Source organism: Neisseria sp. P0020.S003 (genome assembly GCF_051957095.1).
Classification (GTDB): Bacteria; Pseudomonadota; Gammaproteobacteria; order Burkholderiales; family Neisseriaceae; genus Neisseria; species Neisseria subflava.
Genome location: NZ_JBQCWU010000001.1, coordinates 153,929 through 177,536, shown reverse-complemented (window position 1 = coordinate 177,536; position 23,608 = coordinate 153,929). Strand labels below are relative to the sequence as shown.

The 23,608-nt window shown below is 51.2% G+C and carries 22 protein-coding genes; 13 read left to right on the top strand and 9 right to left on the bottom strand.

Annotation, left to right across the window (positions count from 1 at the left end; all coding sequences use genetic code 11):
• Positions 1-22: 22 nt before the first annotated feature.
• From ACTHTQ_RS00900 to ACTHTQ_RS00875, 6 genes are all read right to left on the bottom strand, one after another.
• Positions 23-1,393, bottom strand: a complete 1,371-nt coding sequence (locus tag ACTHTQ_RS00900; protein ID WP_440362789.1) for a chloride channel protein — start codon at positions 1,391-1,393, stop codon at positions 23-25.
• 77 nt (positions 1,394-1,470) lie between these two features.
• Positions 1,471-2,691: a bifunctional glutamate N-acetyltransferase/amino-acid acetyltransferase ArgJ gene (gene argJ / locus ACTHTQ_RS00895; protein ID WP_063076667.1), complete on the bottom strand. Its 1,221-nt coding sequence runs from the start codon at positions 2,689-2,691 to the stop codon at positions 1,471-1,473.
• A gap of 42 nt (positions 2,692-2,733) precedes the next feature.
• Positions 2,734-3,432 (bottom strand): LrgB family protein, encoded by a 699-nt coding sequence (locus ACTHTQ_RS00890; protein WP_284675716.1) that lies wholly within the window; start codon positions 3,430-3,432, stop codon positions 2,734-2,736.
• A complete protein-coding gene (locus ACTHTQ_RS00885) occupies positions 3,432-3,776 on the bottom strand; it encodes a CidA/LrgA family protein (protein WP_049328555.1) in 345 nt (114 codons plus the stop codon). The genes ACTHTQ_RS00890 and ACTHTQ_RS00885 overlap by 1 nt, the downstream gene beginning before the upstream one ends.
• Before the next feature lie 185 nt (positions 3,777-3,961).
• Positions 3,962-4,708 (bottom strand): HesA/MoeB/ThiF family protein, encoded by a 747-nt coding sequence (locus ACTHTQ_RS00880; protein ID WP_440362893.1) that lies wholly within the window; start codon positions 4,706-4,708, stop codon positions 3,962-3,964.
• 49 nt (positions 4,709-4,757) lie between these two features.
• Positions 4,758-5,222 carry a cyclic pyranopterin monophosphate synthase MoaC gene (locus ACTHTQ_RS00875; protein ID WP_440362788.1) on the bottom strand — a complete coding sequence of 155 codons (465 nt, stop codon included), beginning with the start codon at positions 5,220-5,222 and terminating at the stop codon, positions 4,758-4,760.
• 187 nt (positions 5,223-5,409) lie between these two features.
• On the opposite strand from ACTHTQ_RS00875, the gene ppc reads away from it, so the two are divergent.
• The 6 genes from ppc to tyrS all read left to right on the top strand — a co-directional run bounded on the left by ppc (position 5,410) and on the right by tyrS (position 13,550).
• Positions 5,410-8,112 carry a phosphoenolpyruvate carboxylase gene (gene ppc / locus ACTHTQ_RS00870; protein ID WP_440362787.1) on the top strand — a complete coding sequence of 901 codons (2,703 nt, stop codon included), beginning with the start codon at positions 5,410-5,412 and terminating at the stop codon, positions 8,110-8,112.
• A gap of 867 nt (positions 8,113-8,979) precedes the next feature.
• Entirely contained in the window at positions 8,980-10,071 is a 1,092-nt protein-coding gene (gene ychF / locus ACTHTQ_RS00865; RefSeq protein WP_440362786.1) for a redox-regulated ATPase YchF, read from the top strand.
• A gap of 2 nt (positions 10,072-10,073) precedes the next feature.
• On the top strand, positions 10,074-10,892 hold the full coding sequence (locus ACTHTQ_RS00860) for a Dam family site-specific DNA-(adenine-N6)-methyltransferase (RefSeq protein WP_440362785.1): 819 nt from the start codon (positions 10,074-10,076) through the stop codon (positions 10,890-10,892).
• Positions 10,882-11,697, top strand: a complete 816-nt coding sequence (locus ACTHTQ_RS00855) for a DNA-methyltransferase (RefSeq protein ID WP_107814076.1) — start codon at positions 10,882-10,884, stop codon at positions 11,695-11,697. Before ACTHTQ_RS00860 ends, ACTHTQ_RS00855 begins: the two co-directional genes overlap by 11 nt.
• Positions 11,690-12,232 carry a hypothetical protein gene (locus ACTHTQ_RS00850; RefSeq protein ID WP_440362784.1) on the top strand — a complete coding sequence of 181 codons (543 nt, stop codon included), beginning with the start codon at positions 11,690-11,692 and terminating at the stop codon, positions 12,230-12,232. Before ACTHTQ_RS00855 ends, ACTHTQ_RS00850 begins: the two co-directional genes overlap by 8 nt.
• 19 nt (positions 12,233-12,251) lie before the next feature.
• Positions 12,252-13,550 carry a tyrosine--tRNA ligase gene (gene tyrS, locus ACTHTQ_RS00845; protein ID WP_440362783.1) on the top strand — a complete coding sequence of 433 codons (1,299 nt, stop codon included), beginning with the start codon at positions 12,252-12,254 and terminating at the stop codon, positions 13,548-13,550.
• A 172-nt stretch (positions 13,551-13,722) separates the two neighbouring features.
• On the opposite strand, the gene hslO is transcribed toward tyrS, so the two are convergent.
• Positions 13,723-14,619, bottom strand: a complete 897-nt coding sequence (hslO, locus tag ACTHTQ_RS00840) for an Hsp33 family molecular chaperone HslO (RefSeq protein ID WP_440362782.1) — start codon at positions 14,617-14,619, stop codon at positions 13,723-13,725.
• A gap of 260 nt (positions 14,620-14,879) precedes the next feature.
• On the opposite strand from hslO, the gene ACTHTQ_RS00835 reads away from it, so the two are divergent.
• Both ACTHTQ_RS00835 and ACTHTQ_RS00830 read left to right on the top strand, forming a co-directional pair.
• On the top strand, positions 14,880-15,509 hold the full coding sequence (locus ACTHTQ_RS00835) for a C40 family peptidase (RefSeq protein ID WP_003684586.1): 630 nt from the start codon (positions 14,880-14,882) through the stop codon (positions 15,507-15,509).
• A gap of 8 nt (positions 15,510-15,517) precedes the next feature.
• A complete protein-coding gene (locus ACTHTQ_RS00830; RefSeq protein WP_004519529.1) occupies positions 15,518-15,739 on the top strand; it encodes a hypothetical protein in 222 nt (73 codons plus the stop codon).
• A 78-nt stretch (positions 15,740-15,817) separates the two neighbouring features.
• Here the strand turns inward: ACTHTQ_RS00830 and ACTHTQ_RS00825 are convergent, their stop codons facing one another.
• Positions 15,818-17,218: an L-serine ammonia-lyase gene (locus ACTHTQ_RS00825; protein WP_049328547.1), complete on the bottom strand. Its 1,401-nt coding sequence runs from the start codon at positions 17,216-17,218 to the stop codon at positions 15,818-15,820.
• 65 nt (positions 17,219-17,283) lie between these two features.
• Positions 17,284-19,173 (bottom strand): 1-deoxy-D-xylulose-5-phosphate synthase, encoded by a 1,890-nt coding sequence (dxs, locus tag ACTHTQ_RS00820; RefSeq protein WP_440362781.1) that lies wholly within the window; start codon positions 19,171-19,173, stop codon positions 17,284-17,286.
• Positions 19,174-19,306: 133 nt separating this feature from the next.
• Between dxs and orn the strand changes: the two genes are divergently transcribed.
• The 5 genes from orn to ACTHTQ_RS00795 all read left to right on the top strand — a co-directional run bounded on the left by orn (position 19,307) and on the right by ACTHTQ_RS00795 (position 23,456).
• On the top strand, positions 19,307-19,864 hold the full coding sequence (gene orn / locus ACTHTQ_RS00815; RefSeq protein ID WP_039862353.1) for an oligoribonuclease: 558 nt from the start codon (positions 19,307-19,309) through the stop codon (positions 19,862-19,864).
• A gap of 63 nt (positions 19,865-19,927) precedes the next feature.
• Positions 19,928-20,350, top strand: coding sequence for a 6-carboxytetrahydropterin synthase QueD (gene queD, locus ACTHTQ_RS00810; RefSeq protein WP_003748900.1), 423 nt, complete (start codon positions 19,928-19,930; stop codon positions 20,348-20,350).
• Positions 20,351-20,423: 73 nt separating this feature from the next.
• Entirely contained in the window at positions 20,424-20,795 is a 372-nt protein-coding gene (locus ACTHTQ_RS00805) for a DUF1304 domain-containing protein (RefSeq protein WP_440362780.1), read from the top strand.
• A gap of 106 nt (positions 20,796-20,901) precedes the next feature.
• Complete coding sequence (locus ACTHTQ_RS00800) at positions 20,902-21,537, top strand: 7-carboxy-7-deazaguanine synthase QueE (RefSeq protein ID WP_440362779.1); 636 nt, start codon at positions 20,902-20,904, stop codon at positions 21,535-21,537.
• Between the two features lie 332 nt (positions 21,538-21,869).
• On the top strand, positions 21,870-23,456 hold the full coding sequence (locus ACTHTQ_RS00795; RefSeq protein ID WP_003684590.1) for an L-lactate permease: 1,587 nt from the start codon (positions 21,870-21,872) through the stop codon (positions 23,454-23,456).
• Positions 23,457-23,608: the final 152 nt, after the last annotated feature.

Genomic DNA, 23,608 nt, shown 5'->3' with positions numbered 1-23,608 from the left:
AGACGGCCTTTTATATGCCGATCTATTCTTTTTTCTCATGCTGAACATGTCCGCTTTCGGCTTCAATATGCCGTCTGAAGCGCAAGCCTGCGGCATGGTAAAACGGATGCGGCGAGAATTGGCGCGAGACTTGCGAAGCGAAGATGCAAGTCAACAGCATCCAAAACAGTAAATTCTGTCCGCCCGTCATTTCCATTACCACCACGGCGGCGGTCAACGGTGATTGGGTCGCGGCGGCAAGGAATGCGGCCATGCAGAGCAAAACCGCGACATTGGACGCGTCGCCCAGTTGCGCGAAAGAAGCCATGTGTTCGCCTATCATCGCACCGATGGTTAACGACGGCGTGAAGATACCGCCGGGAATACCTGCCCAATAGCTGAACACGGTCGCCGCCCATTTTGCGGCGGCCAAACCGAACGGCGCTTCATACGCGCCTTTGAGTGCGGCAGCGGCTTCGTGATAGCCCGTGCCATAGGTTTTGCCTTGATAAAACGTACCGAGCAGCGCGAGCAAGATACCCATTGCAAAGGCGACCACCAACAAATGGCGGCGGATGAAACTGCGCCAGCGTACCGGCGCGAATGCCGCCGCGCCGCGATACAAAAAGCTACTGAACAATCCGCCAGCCACGCCGCAGATGATGCCCGACACCGCGGCCCACATCAGCATGTTTGGCAGCTCATGCCCTTGAAAACCTGAGAAATACGGGTTGTTGCCCTGTATCGCCACTTGGATGAAACCGGCCGCCAACACGCCCATCAGGATTTGACGTTCCCAACGCAAAAGCACGCCGCGCCCCAATTCTTCGATGGCAAAGACCACGCCGGCCAAAGGCGCGTTAAACGCCGCTGCCAAACCGCCCGCCGCGCCTGCGGCAATCAAATCGTTTTCCTGCATACCCCTAAACGCCAGCCCGTGCTTTTTACACCACGCGCCCCAAGCGTTCATCACCGCCGCACCCACTTGTACAGACGGCCCTTCCCTGCCGATCGACGCCCCCAAAATCATACCCAAAAACGTCAGCGGAATCTTAAAAAAGGTTTCGCCCAGACGAATCAAACGGGTTTTCTGCGCACCATAAGGCAAAGACAAAGAAGCGATGACCTGCGGAATACCGCTGCCGGAAGTGTACGGCGCAAATTTGCGCGTAAACCATGCCAAAAGCGGCAAACCCAGCGGCAAAGCCACCCATGCGAACCACGGATATTTTCCCACCAGCAAAGCGTTCCATTCCAAAGCCAAATCCGCTAAATACGCAAACATCAAAGCCGTCAGGGCAACCAGTGCCGATCCTGCCAACAAAAACAGAAGGGCGATGCTCTTTTTCGACAGGCGTTTGGTTTGGCGGATTTTGTGGGCAAGGCGCGTCGCCCAAGTCTGGGGAAATTTCATAATAAACACGCAGTCAATGTGTTCAGACGGCCTTGATATTTTTCTCAAAGGCCGTCTGAACACAAGGATAAAGGTTTTTAAGAACGGTAATCCGCGTTAATCGACACATATTCGTGCGACAAATCGCAGGTATAGACAGCCGCCGTCGTATCACCGCGTTGCAAATCGATGCGGACGGTGATTTCCGGACGGTTCATCACCGCTTGTCCTGCTTCTTCGGTATAGCTTTCCGCGCGGCCGCCGTTTTCGGCAACCAACACGTCATCCAGCCACATTTTCAAAGCATCGACATCCAAGTCTTCAATACCGGCATAGCCGACGGCTGCCAACAGACGGCCCAAGTTCGGGTCGGAGGCAAAGAAAGCGGTTTTCACCAAAGGCGAATGGGCAACGGCATAAGCCACTTTGCGCGCCTCTTCGCGGTTTTTCGCATTTTGCACTTCAACCGTGATGAACTTGGTCGCACCCTCGCCATCACGGACAATCGCCTGCGCCAATTCCAAAGCCAGCGAACCGAGCAAGGCTTTGAGCTGCGCATAGCGCGGATCGGCGGTATTGTCGATTTCGCTCTGACCGCAACGGCCTGTCGCCATAATGACAAAGCTGTCGTTGGTGCTGGTATCGCCGTCCACGGTAATCGTATTGAAACTCTCATCTGCGATTTCTTGCGTCATCAGCTGCAAAATCGGTTGGGACACTTTGGCATCGGTGGCAATAAACGACAACATGGTCGCCATGTTCGGATGAATCATGCCCGAGCCTTTGGCGATACCGGTGGCGCGGACTGTGTGTTTCTCGCCAACCAAGCCTGTGCGTGAAGCGGCTTTCGGTACAGTATCCGTCGTCATGATGGCACGCGCCGCGTCCGACCAAAATGCAGGGCGAACTTGCGGCAAAGCTGCCACGATTTTATCCACAGGCAGCGGCTCTAAAATCACGCCGGTCGAAAACGGCATAATCTGATTGGATTGGCAGCCGACCTGTTCCGCCGCCGCCGCGCACACTTTAATCGCGTCCAGACGGCCTTGTGCGCCGGTGCCCGCATTGGCATTACCCGTATTGATGACTAAGGCACACACGCCGTCTTGGTCAAACAAATGCGACTTGGCGATATGCACCGGCGCGGCGCAGAAACGGTTTTGCGTAAACACTGCGCCCACCGTATGTCCGCCGCCCAACACCATCAGCGTCAAATCGTCGCGGTCTTGTTGCTTGATGCCGGCACGACCTGTAAACAGACGGATGCCGTCGATTTCCAACAATTCGTCTGCACGTTTTTCAGTCAAATTCACAGCCATATCATTTTCTCCTGTTTACACTATTTTCAGACGGCCTAAACGCTATACGCCCAATAAGGGAATCAAGATAGGCACCAATATCGCCGTCAACACGCCGTTGAGCGTCAAGCCCAAGCCGGCATATGCGGCCATACGGCGGCCGTATTCCAAAGATGCCGCAATACCCATCGCATGTGAGGCCGTACCCAAAGACATTCCCACTGAAGAAGGCATATACAACGCCCCTTTCAACACTTTATATCCGGCCATCTGTCCAAAAAGTCCGGCAATAATCACCGTTGCCGCCGTAATCGCCGGAATACCGCCGATAGACGCCGTGATTTCAATCGCAATAGGGTTGGTCACAGATTTGGAAGCCAGCGACAAAATCACTTCGCGCGAAGCGCCCAGCCATTTGGCAAAATACACACCCGTAACAATGCCTGTCACGCTGCCCGCCAACTGCGACAACACCACCGGCAACCACTGGCTGCGGATACGGTCCCAATTTCGATAAAGCGGCACGGCCAGCAACACGACTGCCGGTTTCAACCAAAAATCAATAAAGCGCGAGGCAGAATGGTACAGCTCGTAATCGATGGAAAATACCTTCAAATACCCCATCAACACCAGCGTACTGATCAATACCGGATTACACAGCACATTCCCCGTGCGCGTCCGAATCTGCACCGCCAAAGCATATACGGCCAAAGTCAGGAACAGCATGACCGAGGGCATGCGCAACAGCCCGTCTATATTCATCACATCCGCCTCCTGACCCACTCATGCACTTTGCCGGTCACCAATAATACGCAGATCGTACTGCCGATTGTGGCCGTCAAAATTGAAAACCAGTCGTTTGCAATCACGTCCAAATAGCTGATGACGGCCACGCAAGGCGGCACCAAAAACAAAGTCAGGTTTGCCATCAAAATGTCTGCCAGTTCGCCCACCCAAGACAATTTGACCCAGCCCGCCTGAAGCGCGGCAAACAGCAAAGCCATGCCGACAATACTGCCCGGCAGCTTCAACCCCAAAATCCAAACGGTTGCCTCGCCCAAAGCCAGGCAACCCAATACCACCAATAAGGCACGAATAATATTCATTAAGCCGGTTTCTCCTTATCCTTTTTCAGACGGCCTTAAAAAATTTATTAATCATTGAATCATATCGTGCCACAGGCCGTCTGAAAAGGGAAGAAACGCCTTCCTTCAAGTTTAATGAAAGATAAGTATGATTACTCTAGCGGATTGGCTTAGGAATGTTGAAGCCCCTATCCTGCTTTTTGGCTTTAACGGCCGCCGCAAACCGGGCATTCGGGATTGTGTCTCACCCCGTATTGCTGCCATTTTCCGCTCAACGCGTTGTAGGTAGAAAGTTTGCCGTGCGACGGCGTACCGATACCGATCAGCACTTTAAGCGCTTCGGCAGCTTGGGTCGTTCCGATAACGCCGACCAATGGCGAAAAAACGCCGAACAATGCACAAGCGCCGTCGCTGGCTTGTTCGCCATCAAACAGGCAGGCATAGCAGGGCGTATCGGGAAGATCGGGACGGTACACGGCGATTTGTCCGTCAAAGCCGACGGCCGCTGCGGAAACCAAAGGCGTGCGCGTGGCAACGGAGGCGCGGTTGACTGCTTGGCGTGTGGGATAATTGTCGGAACAATCAAGGATGATGTCGGCGGCGTTTGCCAATTCGACAAGCCTGGCCTCATCGAGAAATTCGGCAATGGCTGTAATGTGTGTTTGGCTGTTGATTTGTTTCAGACGGCCTTGCATCACCAAAGCCTTGTTTTTACCGATGTCGGCTTCGGTAAACGTGATTTGGCGTTGAAGATTGGTCTCGTCGATGGTATCGGCATCGGCAATTGTCAGGCTGCCGATACCGGCGGCGGCAAGATACGGCAAGGCCGCCGCACCCAGCCCGCCGCAACCGACAACGAGCACATGGGCGGACAAGAGTTTTTCTTGGCCTTCGATACCGATTTCGTCAAGCAAGATATGGCGGCTGAACCGCAAGAGTTGTTGATCGTTCATCATAATAATAAGGCCGTCTGAAACCCAATGTTCAGACGGCCTGAATGGTTTAGAAATTAATATTTTCGTATGCGTTGTCAAACAAGAAAGGACGGCCTTCGCTGCTGGTTTCGGATTCTAGGCGGATGCCGCTGAGCATCATATTGCGGTCAACGTCTTTCATCATGTCGTAAACGCTCAAGAGCGCCAAATTGAGGCCGGTCAGGGCTTCGGTGGCAATGCTGCCGTTGCTGTGCGCTTGGACGGTCAGCGTGGCCTTCAGGCAGGCCAACTCAACGTTAATATCGAAATCAACCTGCACGCCGATGATGCGGCCGGGCAGGTGCAGCGGAATCAGGTTGGCAGTCTGTTTGATGCTCTGAATGGCGGCAACGCGGGCAATGGTCAGGATACTTGCCTTTTCGGTGGCATTCTCTATCAACATCCTTATCGCCTGCTGGCTCATGTTGATAGTGCCGACGGCGACGGCGGTGTGTTGCTCAGGAAAATCGGGTTGGTTGGGAAATTCAATCATGGGTTTCTCGCCTCTGTTTTGATGGGCAATATTTTACGGCATTTTACAGACAGCGACCACGCGGCGGATACAGACGGCCGTTTTCCGGTTTGAAATGTATCGGGTGTTACCATTGGCAGTTTATAAAAATCTGCTATACAATGGATTCACGATACACCCAAATTAACATTTAAATAAGAGAAAAATCATGCAACTGCATATCTTGAATAATCCAAAAGATGCCGCTCTGGCAGCGGATGCGGAATTTTTAAAACAGTCTCTTTTCAATCTGCTGCATGAGGAAGCATCGCCTTTGGTGGTCGAAACCGTTAAGCTATTATCGACCTCAGACGACAGTGCTGCCCTGATTGAGAAGGTGTTGCCGCAATTGGACGAACAACAAACCCACGATTTAACCTTGGCCTGCGGCCTGTTCGCGCAGATTTTGAACATCGCCGAAGACGTACACCACGAACGCCGCCGCCAAATCCACGAAGAGGCCGGACACAACAGTGCCGAAGGCAGCCTGACGGAAACCGTGCGCAAGCTCAAAGCCGGAAAAGTCAACGGCAAAGCGGTGCAACAACAACTGGACAACACGGTCGTTACCGCCGTTTTGACCGCGCACCCGACCGAAGTGCAACGTCAAACCGTCTTGAGCTTCAACCGCCGCATCCGCGCGCTGCTGCCGCAACGCGAACGCTGCACCAACCCCGAAGCGCTGGCTCAGTTGCGCCGCGAAATCGACACTGTCCTTTTGGGCCTGTGGCAGACCAGCGAAACACGCCAATATAAATTGAGCGTCAACGACGAAATTAACAACGGTGTATCCATCTTCCCAATGAGCTTCTTTGAAGCCCTGCCTAAACTCTACCGCACAATGGAACGCAATTTTCAGACGGCCTATCCCGGTGTCCGCGTTCCGAATATCCTTAAAATCGGCGGCTGGATCGGCGGCGACCGTGACGGCAATCCGTTCGTTTCTGCCGAAACCTTGCGTTTTGCGTTCAGACGGCATGCCGATGCAGTGTTCCGCTTCTATCGTGGCAAACTCGACAAACTCTACCGCGAATTGCCGCTCTCCATCCGCCGCGTCAAAGTCAACGACGACGTGATGGCATTAGCCACCCTCTCGCCTGACGAAGAAATCGCCCGCACCGAAGAACCCTACCGCCGCGCCATCGCCTACATCATGGCACGCGCCATGGGCAAAGCACGCTCACTCGGTTTGGGCATGGGTTGCAAATTCGGCTTCCTCGAGCCTTATGCCACGGTCGAAGAGTTCCTCAACGACCTGAAAAAACTGCAACGCTCGCTCCAGGAAAACGGCAGCCAATTGCTGGCAGAAGGCCGTCTGGCCAATATTATCCGCAGCGTGTCCGTATTCGGCTTCCACATGATGCCGCTCGACCTGCGCCAACACGCAGGCAAACACGCCGATGTAGTTGCCGAGCTTTTCCAACACGCAGGCTTGGAAGACTACAACAGCCTGAACGAAGAGCAAAAACAAACCGCCCTGCTACGCGAATTGAGCCATCAACGTCCGCTGTACAGCCCGTTCATCACATACAGTGACCATGCCCGCCACGAACTGGCAATTTTCAACGAAGCGCGCAAAATCAAAGACGAATTTGGTGAAGATGCCGTTACACAAAGCATTATTTCCAACTGCGAACAACCCAGCGACCTGCTCGCCTTGGCATTGCTGCTGAAAGAAAGCGGCCTGTTGGTGGTGGAAAACGGCAAACCGCACAGCCGCATCAATATCGTGCCTCTGTTTGAAACCATCGAAGCGCTCGAAAACGCCTGTCCGGTCATGGAAACCATGTTCCGCCTCGACTGGTATGATGCCCTGCTCGAAAGCCGCGGCAACATCCAAGAAATCATGCTGGGCTACTCCGACTCCAACAAAGACGGCGGCTACGTTACCAGCTCATGGTGTCTGTATCAGGCAGAGTTGGGCTTGGTCGAACTCTTCAAAAAATACGATGTCCGCATGCGCCTGTTCCACGGCCGCGGCGGCAGCGTAGGTCGCGGCGGCGGCCCATCTTACCAAGCCATCTTGGCGCAACCTGCAGGCAGCGTTGCCGGACAAATCCGTATTACCGAGCAAGGCGAAGTCATTACCGCCAAATACGCCGACCCGGGCAATGCCCAACGCAACTTGGAAGCCTTGGTTGCCGCGACGTTGGAAGCCAGCATCCTGCCGGACAAAAAAGACCCTGATGCCAAACTGATGCAGGATTTGTCGGACGTATCGTTCAAATACTACCGCGAACTGATTACCCATCCCGACTTCATCGACTACTTCCTGCAAACCAGCCCGATTCAGGAAATCGCCACCCTCAACCTCGGCAGCCGTCCCGCCAGCCGCAAAACCTTGGCGCGGATTCAGGACTTGCGCGCGATTCCGTGGGTATTCTCATGGATGCAAAACCGCCTCATGCTGCCGGCTTGGTACGGTTTCGGCAGCGCAGTGGAAACCTTGTGCGAAGGCAAACCCGACACACTGGCCGCGCTGCGAGAACATGCCCAAAGCAATCCGTTCTTCCAAGCCATGCTCTCCAACATGGAACAAGTGATGGCGAAAACCGACATCACCTTGGCGGAAAACTATGCCGGCTTGAGCGAATCGCCCGATAAAGCAAAAGTCATCTTCGGCATGATCAAGGAAGAATACCAACGCAGCCGCAAAGCACTGCTCGACCTGCTGCAAACCGAAGAGCTCCTGCGCGACAACCGCAGCCTCGCCCGTTCGCTTGCCTTGAGGATTCCATATTTGAACGCCCTCAACGGCCTGCAAGTCGCCATGCTCAAACGCCTGCGCAAAGAGCCCGACAATCCGCACGCCCTGCTGATGGTTCACTTGACCATCAACGGCGTGGCGCAAGGTTTGCGCAATACCGGTTAAGGCAGCACGGAAAAAAGGCCGTCTGAAACAGCTTTCAGACGGCCTTTAAACTAACTGCGAACCGCAGCAAAGGTTTTACCTGCAAACCCCATACCGTTTCTCAACCTGCTTGCCACTCTTCCCCCTATTCATTAAGCTTGTCCTGTATTTCGGACTATTTTGGGAAATAGCAGATAACCCTCTGCTAATTCAAAGTGTTCACTTAAGCATGGCAAGCACTTCAGCATGATGGATGGTCGACCTACTGACATACCTTACCGCGACACTGCCCCATATCGCCGCACAATAAGCTTTCAGACACTCCTGAGGCTGTCTGAAAAACGAAAACATCTTACGCCAAGGCAAATATCATTATGTTTGACATTGTATTTATCTTGTTATTCGGCAGGCTTCAGCCACACAAAACACCCGATTCATCCGACACGCCCGTCCCTTTTGGGCATTCGGCGGCAGGCTCGGCTTTAATTTATTTATGCATACGCATAGGGATAATCATCCTTCATGATTCGATTTCCGGAGCCATTGACAGCCTCCCCCTCATTCTGTTTCAAACAATCTGCATGTTCGGCTGTCTGGTTTTGTATTTCAAAATGTTACGTACCGCATCCAACCCGAAACACCGTCAGATGATTTATTGGGTACTGGGCATTCTTTTGGGTTTGATCTTAAGCCTCCTATCCGGAAATTTGTTTTATTTAATGGCTTTATTCATTTTCTCATTCTTCGGAAGCACAATAAGCTGAATGCCTGCGCCTCTTTTTTCAGACGGCCTTTTATCATAAGAACACACCAGCATTGCGGCTGTTTTGAGTACTTCCACAATATGCTATAATCCGCCGTTAAACTTTTATCTTTTCAGGAAAAACCATGAGCTTGAAATGCGGCATCGTCGGTTTGCCCAACGTCGGCAAATCCACCCTCTTTAACGCGCTGACCCAATCGGGTATCGAAGCGGCAAACTATCCTTTCTGTACCATCGAACCCAACGTCGGCATCGTTGAAGTCCCCGATCCGCGTATGGCCGAATTGGCAAAAATCGTCAATCCGCAAAAAATGCAGCCCGCCATCGTCGAATTTGTCGACATCGCCGGTTTGGTTGCAGGTGCAAGCAAAGGCGAAGGCTTGGGCAACCAGTTCCTCGCCAACATCCGCGAAACTGACGCGATTGTTAACGTCGTACGTTGCTTTGACGACGACAACATCGTGCACGTTTCCGGCAAAGTCGATCCGATTGCCGACATCGAAACCATCGGCACCGAATTGGCACTTGCCGACCTCGCCAGCGTCGAAAAAGCCATCGTCCGCGAAGAAAAACGCGCCCGCTCAGGCGACAAAGACGCGCAAAAACTGGTCGAGCTGTGCAAAAAACTGCTACCGCATCTGGACGAAGGCAAACCCGTCCGCTCCTTCGGTTTGGACGCGGAAAAACTCGCCATGCTCAAGCCGCTGTTCCTGCTGACCGCCAAACCCGCTATGTATGTCGGCAACGTTGCCGAAGACGGTTTTGAAAACAATCCGCACCTCGACCGCCTGAAAGAATTGGCTGAAAAAGAAAACGCCCCCGTTGTTGCCGTTTGCGCCGCGATGGAGAGCGAAATCGCCGAATTGGAAGACGACGAAAAGGCCGAGTTCCTCGCCGAAATGGGCTTGGAAGAACCCGGCCTCAACCGCCTGATCCGCGCGGGCTACGACCTGTTAGGCCTGCAAACCTACTTCACCGCCGGCGTAAAAGAAGTCCGCGCTTGGACCATCCACAAAGGCGACACCGCCCCGCAAGCCGCCGGCGTCATCCACACCGACTTCGAACGCGGCTTCATCCGCGCTCAAGTCATTTCCTACGACGACTTTGTCTCGCTCGGCGGCGAAGCCAAAGCCAAAGAAGCCGGTAAAATGCGCGTGGAAGGCAAGGAATATGTCGTGCAGGACGGCGATGTGATGCACTTTTTGTTTAACGTGTAAACATGGCAGTACTCAAACCGTTTTTAAAATGGGCAGGCGGCAAATTCAAACTTGCTCCTTTTATTCACAAGAACCTGCCTAACCGAACCGGCAAACGTCTGATTGAGCCGTTTGCCGGTTCGGCGGCTGTATCTCTGGCTTTGGATTTTGATGCCTACATATTGAATGATACCAATGCCGATTTGATTAACCTGTATCGTATTTTGAAATCAGAAAAGCAAAGTTTCATTGACTTTGCTCATTCGTTTTTTACCCCTTCAAATAATCAAGAAGCCCGCTTTTATGAACTGCGCGAGCAATTCAACAACAGCAATGATATTGCCGAACGATCCGCAATATTTATCTATCTGAACCGTCATGCTTTTAACGGCTTGTGCCGTTACAACAGCAAAGGCAGATTTAATGTACCGTTTGGAAAATATAAATCTCCTTATTTTCCTGAAACGGAAATGCAGGGGTTTATCTGTAAAGCTGATCGCATGGAATTGATGAACGGAGATTTTCAGACGACCTTAATGCTGGCAGGCAGCGATGATATAGTATATTGTGATCCACCTTATGTACCTTTAAGTGAAACTGCTTCATTTACTGCTTATGCAACAGGCGGCTTCGATTTTAACGATCAAATCCGCTTGGCGACCATCGCACAACAAACCGCAGAGCAAACCAAAGGTGTGTTGATTTCCAATCACGACACTGAATTCACCCGAAAAATATATCAAGGCGCACGAATAGAAACCATTGATGTACAAAGAAATATTGCCGCAAACGGCAGCAGCAGACAAAAAGTAGGCGAATTATTGGCAATTTATGGCAAATGAATTTAATATTCTGAAAGAAGAAGCCACCCGTTACCATACCTGTCTGAAAAAATACGTTTCAAACGGCATTGTGATTTATAACGAGGACACTTTCAAAGTGATGCGTCGGATTTTGGACAAATATCCGGAAGGTTGCTTTGACATGATATTCGCCGATCCTCCTTATCTGCTTTCCAATAACGGTTTCTCTTGCCAAAACGGAAAAATGGTTTCTGTAAACAAAGGAGACTGGGACAAATCCAAGGGCTTGGCAGCAGATTTGGAATTTCACGAAGAATGGCTACGTTTGTGCTACGCACTTTTAAAACCAAACGGTACGATTTGGGTTTGCGGCACACAGCATAATATTTACTTAACAGGTTATCTGATGCAAGTCATTGGTTACCATCTTTTAAACAACATCACATGGGAAAAAACCAACCCACCGCCCAATCTATCCTGCCGCTTTTTTACCCACTCCACCGAAACACTGCTTTGGGCAAAGAAAAACAAAAAAGCCAAACATATTTTTCATTATGAAGTGATGAAAGCACAAAACGGAGGCAAACAAATGAAAAGTGTTTGGCAAATTGCTCCGCCGAACAAAGCAGAGAAACAATTTGGCAAACACCCAACACAGAAACCGACAGCGTTGGCGGAACGCTGTATTCAGGCTGCTTCCAATATCGGAGATTTGATTTTCGACCCATTTATGGGCAGCGGCACGACAGGTGTTGCGGCATTAAAGAATGGGCGGAATTTTTGCGGATGCGAATGGGAACCGGATTATTTTGAATTAGCTAAAAAGAGATTGAAAAATGATTAAAGGCGGAAAAGGTGGCGGTAATACCACTACCGGATTACATTTTGAACAACGAACAGATATTAAGCAGTTATTTGAACAAATTGACGGCTATGAAATCAAAAACTCCACCAATAAAACCGGATATGAAATTTGGTTTAAAAATGAAAAATTAGCATACTGTTTTAAAAAACAGGAACTGTATCGCTTTCTAGAACAGGAACCATATAATATTAATTGGCGAGAGCATCTTTCCAAACGTTTAGAACCTGACAATGCACTATTTGTCATAGTGCGGGATACCTTGTTTATCATTGAAATCAAATTTCAGCAAGTCCCGGGTTCTGTAGATGAAAAACTGCAAACCTGTGATTTCAAACGTAAACAATATAGTAAATTAGTACGGAATTTAGGCTGGCGTGTCGAATATGTTTATGTATTGAATGAATGGTTCAAAAATCCTGTTTATAAAGATACATTAGATTACATCTATTCCATGAACTGTCATTACCTATTTGATGAAATTCCTTTAAAGTGGCTCGGATTACCACACAAATAACTCTCACAGGACAACCACAATGAAATCAGTCATCAAAGACCTACAATCGCGCGGCCTTATCGCGCAAACTACCGACATCGAAGCCTTAGACGCTTTGTTGAACGAACAAAAAATCGCCCTCTACTGCGGTTTCGACCCGACGGCCGACAGTCTGCATATCGGCCACTTATTGCCCGTGTTGGCATTGCGCCGTTTCCAACAGGCGGGTCATACGCCGATTGCTTTGGTGGGCGGCGCAACCGGTATGATCGGCGACCCCAGCTTCAAAGCGGTGGAGCGCAGCTTGAATTCCGCCGAAACCGTTGCCGGCTGGGTAGAAAGCATCCGCAACCAACTGAAACCGTTTTTGAGCTTTGAAGGCGAAAACGCCGCCATTATGGCGAACAATGCCGACTGGTTTGGCAGCATGAACTGCCTCGACTTCCTGCGCGACATCGGCAAGCATTTCTCCGTCAACGCCATGTTAAACAAAGAATCCGTCAAACAGCGTATCGAGCGCGACGATGTGGGCATTTCCTTCACCGAGTTCGCCTACTCCCTGCTGCAAGGCTACGACTTTGCCAAATTGAACAAACGTCATGGCGCGGTTTTGGAAATCGGCGGCTCCGACCAATGGGGCAACATCACCGCCGGTATCGATCTGACACGTCGTCTGAACCAAAAACAAGTATTCGGCCTGACCCTGCCTTTGGTTACCAAATCCGACGGCACCAAATTCGGCAAAACCGAAGGCGGCGCGGTATGGCTGAACGCGAAGAAAACCTCGCCGTATCAGTTCTACCAGTTCTGGCTGAAAGTTGCCGATGCCGATGTGTATAAGTTTCTGAAATACTTCACCTTCCTGTCTATCGAAGAAATCGACGCCATCGAAGCGAAAGACCAAGCCAGCGGCACCAAGCCCGAAGCGCAACGCATCCTTGCCGAAGAAATGACCCGCCTGATTCACGGCGAAGCCGCCCTGCAAGCTGCGCAGCGCATTTCCGAAAGCCTGTTTGCCGAAGACCAAAGCAGCCTGACGGAAAGCGACTTCGAACAGCTCGCACTCGACGGCCTGCCCGCATTTGAAGTTTCAGACGACCTCAACGTCGTCGAAGCCTTGGTCAAAACCGGCTTGGCCTCGTCCAACAAAGAAGCGCGCGGTTTTGTGAACAGCAAAGCGGTATTGCTCAACGGCCAAGCCGCCGAATCGAACAACCCGAACCACGCCGCCGAACGCCCCGACGATGCCTATCTGCTGACCGACGCGCACAAACGCTTCGGCAAATACACCATCGTACGACGCGGCAAACGCAACCACGCTTTGTTGGTTTGGAAATAATCTTTAAACATTAAACACATCGTTTAAAACAATCATGCCGTCTGAAATCAGCCACGCTTTTTTTTCAGACGGCATTTTCTATTGATGATATTCAGTTTTCCAAAAAGAAAGGGCAGGTTTTGCACCTGCCCTTCTATTAAGCCAATTTCCTTAAGAAACTTTTATCCCCAGCTTACTGCAAACGTTCATTTTCTTGACGGACGGCATTCACCACATCTGCGCCAAACAAAGCGTTGACATCGGTTTCATCAAACACATACTTGCTATGGCAGAAATCGCAATCGATTTGAATGCTGCCTTGTTCCGCCACCACGCCGCCAACTTCTTGGCCGCCAAGCATCAACAGCATATCGCTGACTTTGCCGCGGGAGCAGGTGCAGGCAAATTCAATAGTCTCCGGTTCAAAAACGCGGGGCGGGGTTTCATGGTAAAGGCGGTAAAGGGCGTGATGAGCGTCCAAACCGGTCAATTCTTGCGAAGTAAGCGTTTGCGCAAGCGTAGTCACATGCTCCCACGCGGCATCATCCAATTCTTCTTCCGGCAGACGTTGCAGCAATAATGCGCCTGCGGCTTGGTCGTCGGCGGCAAGCGTAATATAGGTATCGAGCTGCTCGGAACGTTTCATATAGTTGACCAACATTTGCGCAATGCTGTCGCCTTCCAGAGGGACAACACCTTGCCATGGGTCGGCATCTTTAGGCTGATGGGTCAAAACGAACACGCTGTTTTCGCCCAACAGCGCAGTCAGGCTTTCGTCATCATGGATTTCAGCAGTTTCGTCCCAACGCGCGGTAGCGCGGACAGTATTTTCAGAAGTCGCTTCCACCACCAACATTTTCAGACGGCCCTGACCTTGAACCTGAACAATCAGCGTGCCTTCGTTTTTAAGGTTGGCAGACAATAAAGAACCGGCAGCCAACAATTCACCCAATGCGCGACAGATGGCGACAGGATAATGTTTTTGGTTGACGATGTGGTGCCAAACCTTTTCGAGGCGGATGTGCATGCCGCGGATAGGCATATCGTCGAAGATAAAGCGTGTACGGATATCGCTGTGATTTTGTGTCATGTCAGTCTCTGAAAATAAATCAATGAATGCCGCTTATATGGTTGCAGCGGCGGATAAATCAAGCGAAACCGTGTTTGATGTTTTTCTAGTTTGTTTGGAAACAAGGGTTTAACGCAAAATAACAGCAGTTTTTTTGCCAAAAAGACAGTTTTTGAATACAATCAAGCAGATAACAAGAGAATGATACGGGATAACATCTCAGAAACCGGCAATGTGCCTGCAATCGGCAGGGAATGCCTTCTGAAACGGAAGTTTTTATAATGAATTTTTTACTCCGGCTCGCAGCAGTTTGGACTTCGGTCGCCATGCTCGCGAGCGTCAATTTTTCTTACGCCGATGATTTGGAAAACCTGATTACCACCCGTCAGCATGTTTTAAACCAATTCAACGACAACGCCAACGTTTACGACAATACGCGTCAGGCAACCCCTGTCCACCCCGTCAATACACACCCCGCTCCAAGCAACAATACGCGCGCACCTTCAGGCAATGCAGACGAATTGATCGGCAGCGCCATGGGTTTGCTCGGCGTGGCCTACCGCTACGGCGGCACATCGGCTTCTACCGGCTTTGACTGCAGCGGCTTCATGCAACACATCTTTAAACGCGCCATGGGTGTAAACCTGCCGCGCACCTCTGCCGAACAGGCGCAAATGGGCGTTGCCGTGAGCCGTTCGGAATTGCAGCCGGGCGACATGGTCTTTTTCCGCACCATGGGTCCCGGCCGTATTTCCCACGTCGGCCTTTACATCGGCAACAACAATTTCATTCATGCGCCGAGAACGGGCAAACGTATCGAAATTACCAGCCTCGGCCACAAATATTGGAGCGCGAAATACGCCTTCGGCCGCCGCGTGAAGAAAAACGATCCATCCCGTTTCTTGAATTGAGGTGCATGATGGCAATGCCGCAAATGCCCAAATGGTATGACGATGACGGTCAGATTGTTTCCTGCACCGAAAAAGTCAAAGTCATGACCGAAAACTTGAACGAACTGTACCAAATAGCGCAGGACGCATTTGAAGACGCGCTGCTGATGGGTTGTTCCGAAAAACAGCTACGCGAATACTTCCGCGACTTAATGGCCGGACTGGAAAACCCTTATCAAAAAAACGGTTAGTTATTCGATCCATACAAAAAAGGCCGTCTGAAAGTTTTTCAGACGGCCTTTTCTTATTGGCCAGACCCTACCCTATTGCTAACATTCCACCACGCGCACGGATACTGGGACGGCTTTTTTCTGCAAGGTAATGGCCAGGCCTGCGAGTGAGGTTTCTTTGTAGGTTGCCTTCATATCGCGGCCGGTTTGCAACATGGTTTGAATCACTTCATCAAGTGAGACTTTTTTGTCTGTGCCGTCTTCCAAAAGCGCAAGGGTAGCGAGCTTGAGGGCTTTTTCGGCGGCGATGCCGTTGCGCTCGATACAGGGGATTTGCACCAAGCCGCCGACCGGGTCACAGGTCAGGCCTAAGTGGTGTTCCATGGCCATTTCGGCGGCATTTTCCACTTGTTTCGGTGTACCGCCGATAACTTCGGCGTATGCGCCAGCCGCCATGGAACACGCCACGCCGACTTCACCTTGGCAGCCTACATCCGCGCCGGAAATCGACGCGTTGGTTTTATACAAAATACCGATGGCACCGGCAGTCAGCAGGAAATCTTCGACACGCGATTGGTTGGCGTGCGGATTAAATTTGCGGAAATAGTGCAAGACGGCAGGAATGATGCCTGCCGCGCCGTTGGTGGGTGCAGTTACAACACGGCCGCCGGCGGCGTTTTCTTCATTGACCGCCATGGCGTACACCATCGGCCAAAGTTGGGTATTGACGATTTCGCTCTCACGCAGGACTTTGAGTTTGGCCGCCAACTGCGGCGCGCGGCGGCGGACGTTCAAGCCGCCCGGCAGCTGCCCTTCCGCACCCAAGCCGCGCTTGATGCAGTTTTCCATCACATCGGCCACGGCAGCCACACGGCGGCGTACTTCCGCTTCATCGCAACCTGCCAACGCCGCTTCATTGGCCAACACGACTTCGGAAATATTCAACTGGTTCAGACGGCATTGTGCCAGCAGCTCGTCGCAGTTTTTGTAAGGATATGGCACGTCTGAATTTTCCTGCGCTTCTTGTGCAAACCCTTCGTCTGTTACGATAAAACCGCCGCCGACCGAATAATAGATCTGCTCTTTCAGCTTCTGGCCGTCTGAATTATAGGCGATAAAGTTCAAACCGTTCGGATGTTTGGGCAACACTTTGTCGCCGCGGATATCCAAATCTTTTTCAGGATTGAATGCCATTTCACGGCCGTTGAGTTTTAAAACGTGCTGCGTGCGGATGCGTTCCAAGCGTTGGGGGATGTCTGCAAGCGGAATATCGTGCGGCAGGCTGCCTTCCAAACCAAGCAATAATGCGTCGAATGTGCCGTGTCCGATGCCGGTCAAGGCAAGCGAGCCGTACACTTCAATGACAATGCGCGCCACTTGCGTATCCAAGTTTTCGGCATGCAGCAAATCGGCAAAAGCGGCCGCAGCCTTCATCGGGCCGACGGTATGCGAGCTGGACGGGCCGATGCCGATTTTAAAAATATCGAAAATACTGATCATGGGGTTTTCCCTTATAGTCTGAAAAGGCCGTCTGAAGATTTCAGACGGCCTGTTGTTTGTAAAGCTTAAACAGTCTCTATCCAACCGCCAATGCGTTTTTCAACGGCTTCGGCATTCAGCCCCAAATCGGCTAATAGTTTTTTCGGATCGCCGTGTTCGGTAACTTTGTCTTCTATACCCAGCAGCAATACCGGTTTGCAGATGCCGTGTTTCGCCAACACTTCCAACACTGCGCTGCCTGCGCCGCCTTGTTCGGCGTTTTCTTCGGCGGTAACGATGTAATCGTGGCTTCGGGCAAGACGGACGATCAGCTCTTCATCTATCGGTTTGACAAAGCGCATATCGGCAACAGTGGCGTTCAGCTTGTCGGCGGCGGTCAATGATGGGGTAACCATGCTGCCAAAGGCAATAACGGCAATTTTCTCGCCTTCGCGACGGATGATGCCTTTGCCGATTTCAACGGTTTCCAGGCCGTCTGAAACGGTTGCACCCGTGCCTGTACCGCGCGGATAACGGACGGCAGATGGAGAGTTTGTCTGATAGCAGGTTGAGAGCAGCAGGCGACATTCGTTTTCGTCGCTTGGTGCAGCAATAATCATGTTCGGCACGCAACGCAAAAAGCTCAAATCGTACAAACCGGCATGGGTCGGGCCGTCTGCACCGACAATACCTGCACGGTCGATAGCAAACAAAACAGGCAGGTTTTGCAAGGCAACGTCGTGTACCAACTGGTCGTAAGCGCGTTGCAGGAAAGTGGAGTAAATCGCCACGACAGGCTTGATGCCTTCGCATGCCAAACCGCCGGCAAAAGTAACGGCGTGTTGCTCGGCGATGCCGACGTCGAAATAGCGGTCGGGGAATTGCTGTTCAAACTCAACCAAGCCGCTGCCCTCGCGCATGGCAGGCGTGATGGCAATCAAACGCTCGTCCGCCGCCGCTTGGTCGCACAGCCATTGGCCGAACACTTGCGTATAAGTCGGTTTGGCCGCGGCAGGCTTGACTTCCTGAGCAGGTACTTCGCTCGGCAGCTTGGCGACAGCGTGATATTTGACAGGGTCGTTTTCAGCGAATTTGTAGCCGTTGCCTTTTTTGGTGATGACGTGCAACAACTGAGGGCCTGTGCGGCCGCGCAAGTCTTTTAATACGTCCACCAGATTTTCAACGTTGTGGCCGTCCACCGGGCCGGTATAACGGAAACCGAAGTTTTCAAACAAAGACAGCGATTGTTTGGCGTGTTCCGCTTCGCCTGCCAAGGTTTTGATTTTATTTTCGACTTTTTGGGCAAGCTCCATCGCACCGGGCAATTTATCCAATACTTTGCTCGATTGGGCTTTGATGGTGCTCAACAGGCCGTGCATATCGCGCACGACGTTGCTGGCAAGGTATTTCGGCAGCGCGCCGACATTGGGGGAAATCGACATTTCGTTGTCGTTGAGGATGACCAGCAAATCGACATCCATATCGCCTGCGCAGTTCAAGGCTTCAAACGCCTGACCTGCCGTCATGGCTCCGTCGCCGATGATGGCGACGCTGCGGCGGTTGTTGCCCAACTGTTTGTCCGCAACGGCCATGCCCAATGCCGCGCCGATGGATGTGGAAGAATGCCCCACGCCGAAGGCGTCGTATTCCGACTCACTGCGTTTCGGGAAACCCGCCAAACCGCCGTATTGGCGCATGGTGTGCATTTGATTTTTGCGGCCGGTGAGGATTTTGTGCGGATAGCTTTGATGGCCGACATCCCAGACCAGATGGTCTTCGGGCGTGTCGTACACATAATGCAGCGCCACCGTCAGCTCGACCGCGCCCAAGTTACTGGCGAAATGGCCGCCCGTCTTACCGACGGAATCCAACAGAAATTCGCGCAATTCGGCGGCGACTTGCGGCAGCTGTTTTTTCTCCAGACGGCGCAAATCCTGAGGCGTATCGATAATATCGAGCAAAGGGCTTGGGTTCATGATTTTTGGCGGTGATTTTTTGTGTAACGGACGATTATATCAAGAGATTGCACAACTTGTTACAAATGCTTTCAGACGGCCCGAACCTTTATCCTTTATAATACTGCCAACTGAAAACACAAGGTCGTCTGAAATGACCCAAAACGCAAACAATCTCTGCTGGCTCGATATGGAAATGACCGGCCTCAACCCGGAACACGACCGCATCATCGAAGTCGCCATGATCATTACCGATTCCGATTTGAACGTACTGGCGCAATCGGACGTTTACGTCATCCATCAAAGCGACGAATTGCTCGACGGCATGGACGAGTGGAACACCGCCACCCACGGCCGCACCGGCCTGACCCAACGCGTACGCGAATCCAAACTGACCGAAGCCGAAGTCGAGCAAAACCTGTTGGATTTCATGTCCGCATGGATACCTGAGAAATCCACGCCCATGTGCGGCAACTCCATCCATCAAGACCGCCGTTTCATGGTCAAATATATGCCGCGTTTGGAAGCCTATTTCCACTACCGCAACTTAGACGTGTCCACGCTGAAAGAATTGGCCAAACGCTGGAATCCGGCAGTCGCCAAAAGCGTGGTCAAACGCGGTTCGCACAAGGCATTGGACGACATCCTCGAAAGCATCGAAGAAATGCGCCATTATCGCGAGCATTTCCTCAAACTCCCTTCCGAACAATAATCCCAAGGCCGTCTGAAACAGGTTTTACACTGTTCAGACGGCCTCATCGGCTTCCTTCATCTCATGAAAATCACCAAAATCTTTACCTTCGATTCCTCGCATATGCTCGACGGGCATGACGGCAAATGCCAAAACCTGCACGGCCACACCTACAAACTTGAAATCACCGTCTCCGCGCCCGTTATCCAAGGCGGCGCAAAAGACGGCATGGTGATGGACTTTACCGACCTGAAAGCCATCGTCAAACAACACATTACCGACCCGTTCGACCATGCCTTCATCTATCACGGCAACAACGAACGCGAAAGCCAAATCGCCGCGCTTTTGGAAGGCTGGAACATGAAAACCCTGCGCCTGCCCTGCCGTACCACAGCCGAAAACATGAGCGTAGAAATGTATGGCCGTCTGAAAAACGCCGGTGTCAAAGTGTGCAGCGTGAAATTATGGGAAACGCCGACTTCGTGTGCGGAATATGAAGGGGAATAAACTGCTGTCCTCTATTTTCCAGACGGCCTGTTCCCATCAATACCTCATACGCTAAACATCAAAAGGAATCTTTATGAAACTCCTCTCCACCCTCCTCGTCCTTTTCGTCGCTGTCGAACACTTCTACATCGCCTGGCTCGAAATGACGCAAATCCCAAGCGAAAAAGCGTCGGAACTGTTCAACATGCCTTACGAATTTATGGAACAAAAACACGTGCAAACCCTGTTTTCCAACCAAGGCCTGTACAACGGCTTCCTCGCCATCGGCTTAGTATGGGCGCGCTTTGCCGCACCCGACAACGCCGTTTACGGCGCGACGATTCTGTTCCTCGGCTTCGTCCTCATCGCCGCCGCATGGGGCGCGTTTTCATCCGGCAACAAAGGCATTTTGCTCAAACAAGGCTTGCCGGCATTTTTGGCCGCCGCAGCCGTCATTACCGCTTAAACACACCAGCCATTCTTTCCCCTCAACCTAACAGAAAGAATGGCTGCCTCAACCGATTTCTCAAAACGCTTTACCACAACAATTAAATCCCGCACACCCGACATTCATGACCATTCAAATCACACCAAACAATCCCCAATACCGCATTGTCGAAATCTTTGAAAGCCTGCAAGGCGAAGGCTGGAATACAGGTATGTCCGCCGTTTTCATCCGTTTGGGCAAATGCAATCTCGCGTGCAGCTGGTGCGATACCGACTACCTTAAATTCGGCATGATGAGCCTGTCCAATATTTTCGACCGTCTGAAAACCTACACGGCGCGCAACATCATCATTACCGGCGGTGAACCCACCATCCAACCGCATTTGGATACCCTGCTCAATGCACTCAAAGCCGAAGGCTATTTTCTGTGTATCGAAACCAACGGCCTCAACCCCGCGCCGCCGCAAATCGACTACGTTGCCACCAGCCCTAAAGCCTGCTATGCCGCCAAATATGAATCTAATTGCATCGAGAAAGCCGACGAAGTGCGTATTGTTGCAGACGGCGATGTCATTGCGTTTTGCCAAGAGATGGAACGCAAAATCCGCGCCCAACATTACTACCTCTCGCCTTGCGAACAAGACGGTGTGATGAATATCTACGACACCATCCGCCAAATCGGCGTATTAAACAGCCGATCCGACTCCCCCGTCCATTGGCAACTGAGCGTACAGACGCATAAATGGGCAGGAATAGAATAATTCGTTTGAAATCAATTAAAAACAAATCCTTTACAAAATATTGAATGTAAATACCATTCGATATTCGACCAAATGCACTACTGGCAATGCTCTCAGGCCGTCTGAAAACCCAATTTCAGACGGCCTTTTTTGTTACAAACCTCTTGACCGATTACATAAGATTACGTAAAGTGTGCAACAGTTTTCATAAATTGGTAAAACCAATTTACCTGATAACTGGTTGCATCTAAAAAAGTGGCAATCCTTATTCGAAAAACATCTATTACTCAACACATCGCATCAAACCGCCATTGATTGACGGTTATGGTGCCCGTTGCCCCAAGGATAATCCCATGGCTCTCTTTCTCAGTATTTTTCCCATTGTGCTGCTGATCTGGCTGATGGTTAAGAAAAACAGTATGCCGTCCTACGTCGCGCTGCCGATTACCGCCGCGCTGATTTATGCCATCAAACTGTTTTATTTCGGCAACGACGCCATGTTGCTCAACGCAACAGCCGCGTCCGGCCTCGTCTCTACCCTGACCCCGATTACCGTGATTTTCGGTGCCATTATGTTTAACCGCATGATGGAAACCACCGGCTGTATCGACGTCATCCGCAAATGGCTGGCTACCATCAGCCCGAATCCGATTGCCCAGTTGATGATTATCGGCTGGTCTTTCGCCTTTATGATTGAAGGCGCATCCGGTTTCGGCACACCTGCCGCCATTGCCGCGCCAATCCTGATGAGCTTGGGCTTCAACCCATTAAAAGTAGCCATCTTCACTTTGGTCATGAACTCCGTACCCGTGTCCTTCGGTGCAGTAGGTACCCCGACTTGGTTCGGCTTCGCGCCTTTGGGCTTGGATCAAAAGAGCATTATGGAAATTGGTATGAGAACCGGCGTAATGCACTTCTTTGCTGGTTTCATCATCCCTGTGATCGGCTTGAGCTTCATCGTACCTTGGGCTGAAATCCGCAAAAACTTGGGCTTCATCGGTATCGCCGTATTCTCCTGTACCCTTCCTTACGTTGCCTTGGCGATGGTTAATGAAGAATTCCCATCTCTGGTTGCCGGCGCAATCGGCCTGATGGTGTCCGTATTCGCAGCAAACCGCGGCTGGGGCTTGAGCAAAGATTACGCCAAAGACCCGAATGCAGAAAAAGTACCTTTCGCACAAGTTGCCAAAGCACTGGCTCCTTTGGGTATGCTGATCGGCATGCTGGTGATCACCCGTATCAAACAGCTGGGCATCAAAGGCCTGCTGACCAGCAAAGAAGAATGGTTCAGCTTCCAACTGCCGTTTGATTTATCCAAAATCACCGTCAGCGACTCCCTGACCATTACCTTCGGCAACATCTTCGGCCAAGGCGTGAACGCTTCCTACCAAACCCTCTACGTTCCGGCTTGGATTCCATTTGTCTTCACCGTTTGGATTTGCATCCTGCTGTACAAAACCAAATTCAAAGATGCGTGGTCTTTCTATGCTGCAACCTTCAACCAAACCAAAAAACCTCTGCTTGCCCTGATGGGTGCGTTGATTATGGTTCAACTGATGATGGTTGGCGGCGACGACTCCATGGTGAAAATCATCGGTAAAGAATTTGCCAATGCGGCTGGCGAACACTGGGTGTACTTCTCCCCATACCTGGGTGCAATCGGTGCATTCTTCTCCGGCTCCAACACTGTATCCAACCTGACCTTTGGTCCGATTCAACAACAAATCGCGCTTGATACCGGCCTGTCCGTTACCCTCATCCTCGCCCTGCAATCTGTCGGCGGCGCAATGGGCAACATGGTCTGCATCAACAACATCATCGCCGTGTGCAGCGTGTTGAACGTAAACAACGCCGAAGGCGCCATCATCAAGAAAACTGTGATCCCGATGAGCATCTACGGCATCATCGCCGTGACTGTGGCTGCAATTTTCTTCTTCTAAACCGCTTCATATCAAAGGCCGTCTGAATATTCAGACGGCCTTTTTTGTATTCTTTCGCTATATTTCTTAAAGAATCATTAATGTATATATTCCGCAACAACCCGCATAACCACTTTGCAACACCAAATTACAAACAACTTTCTATTAATAAA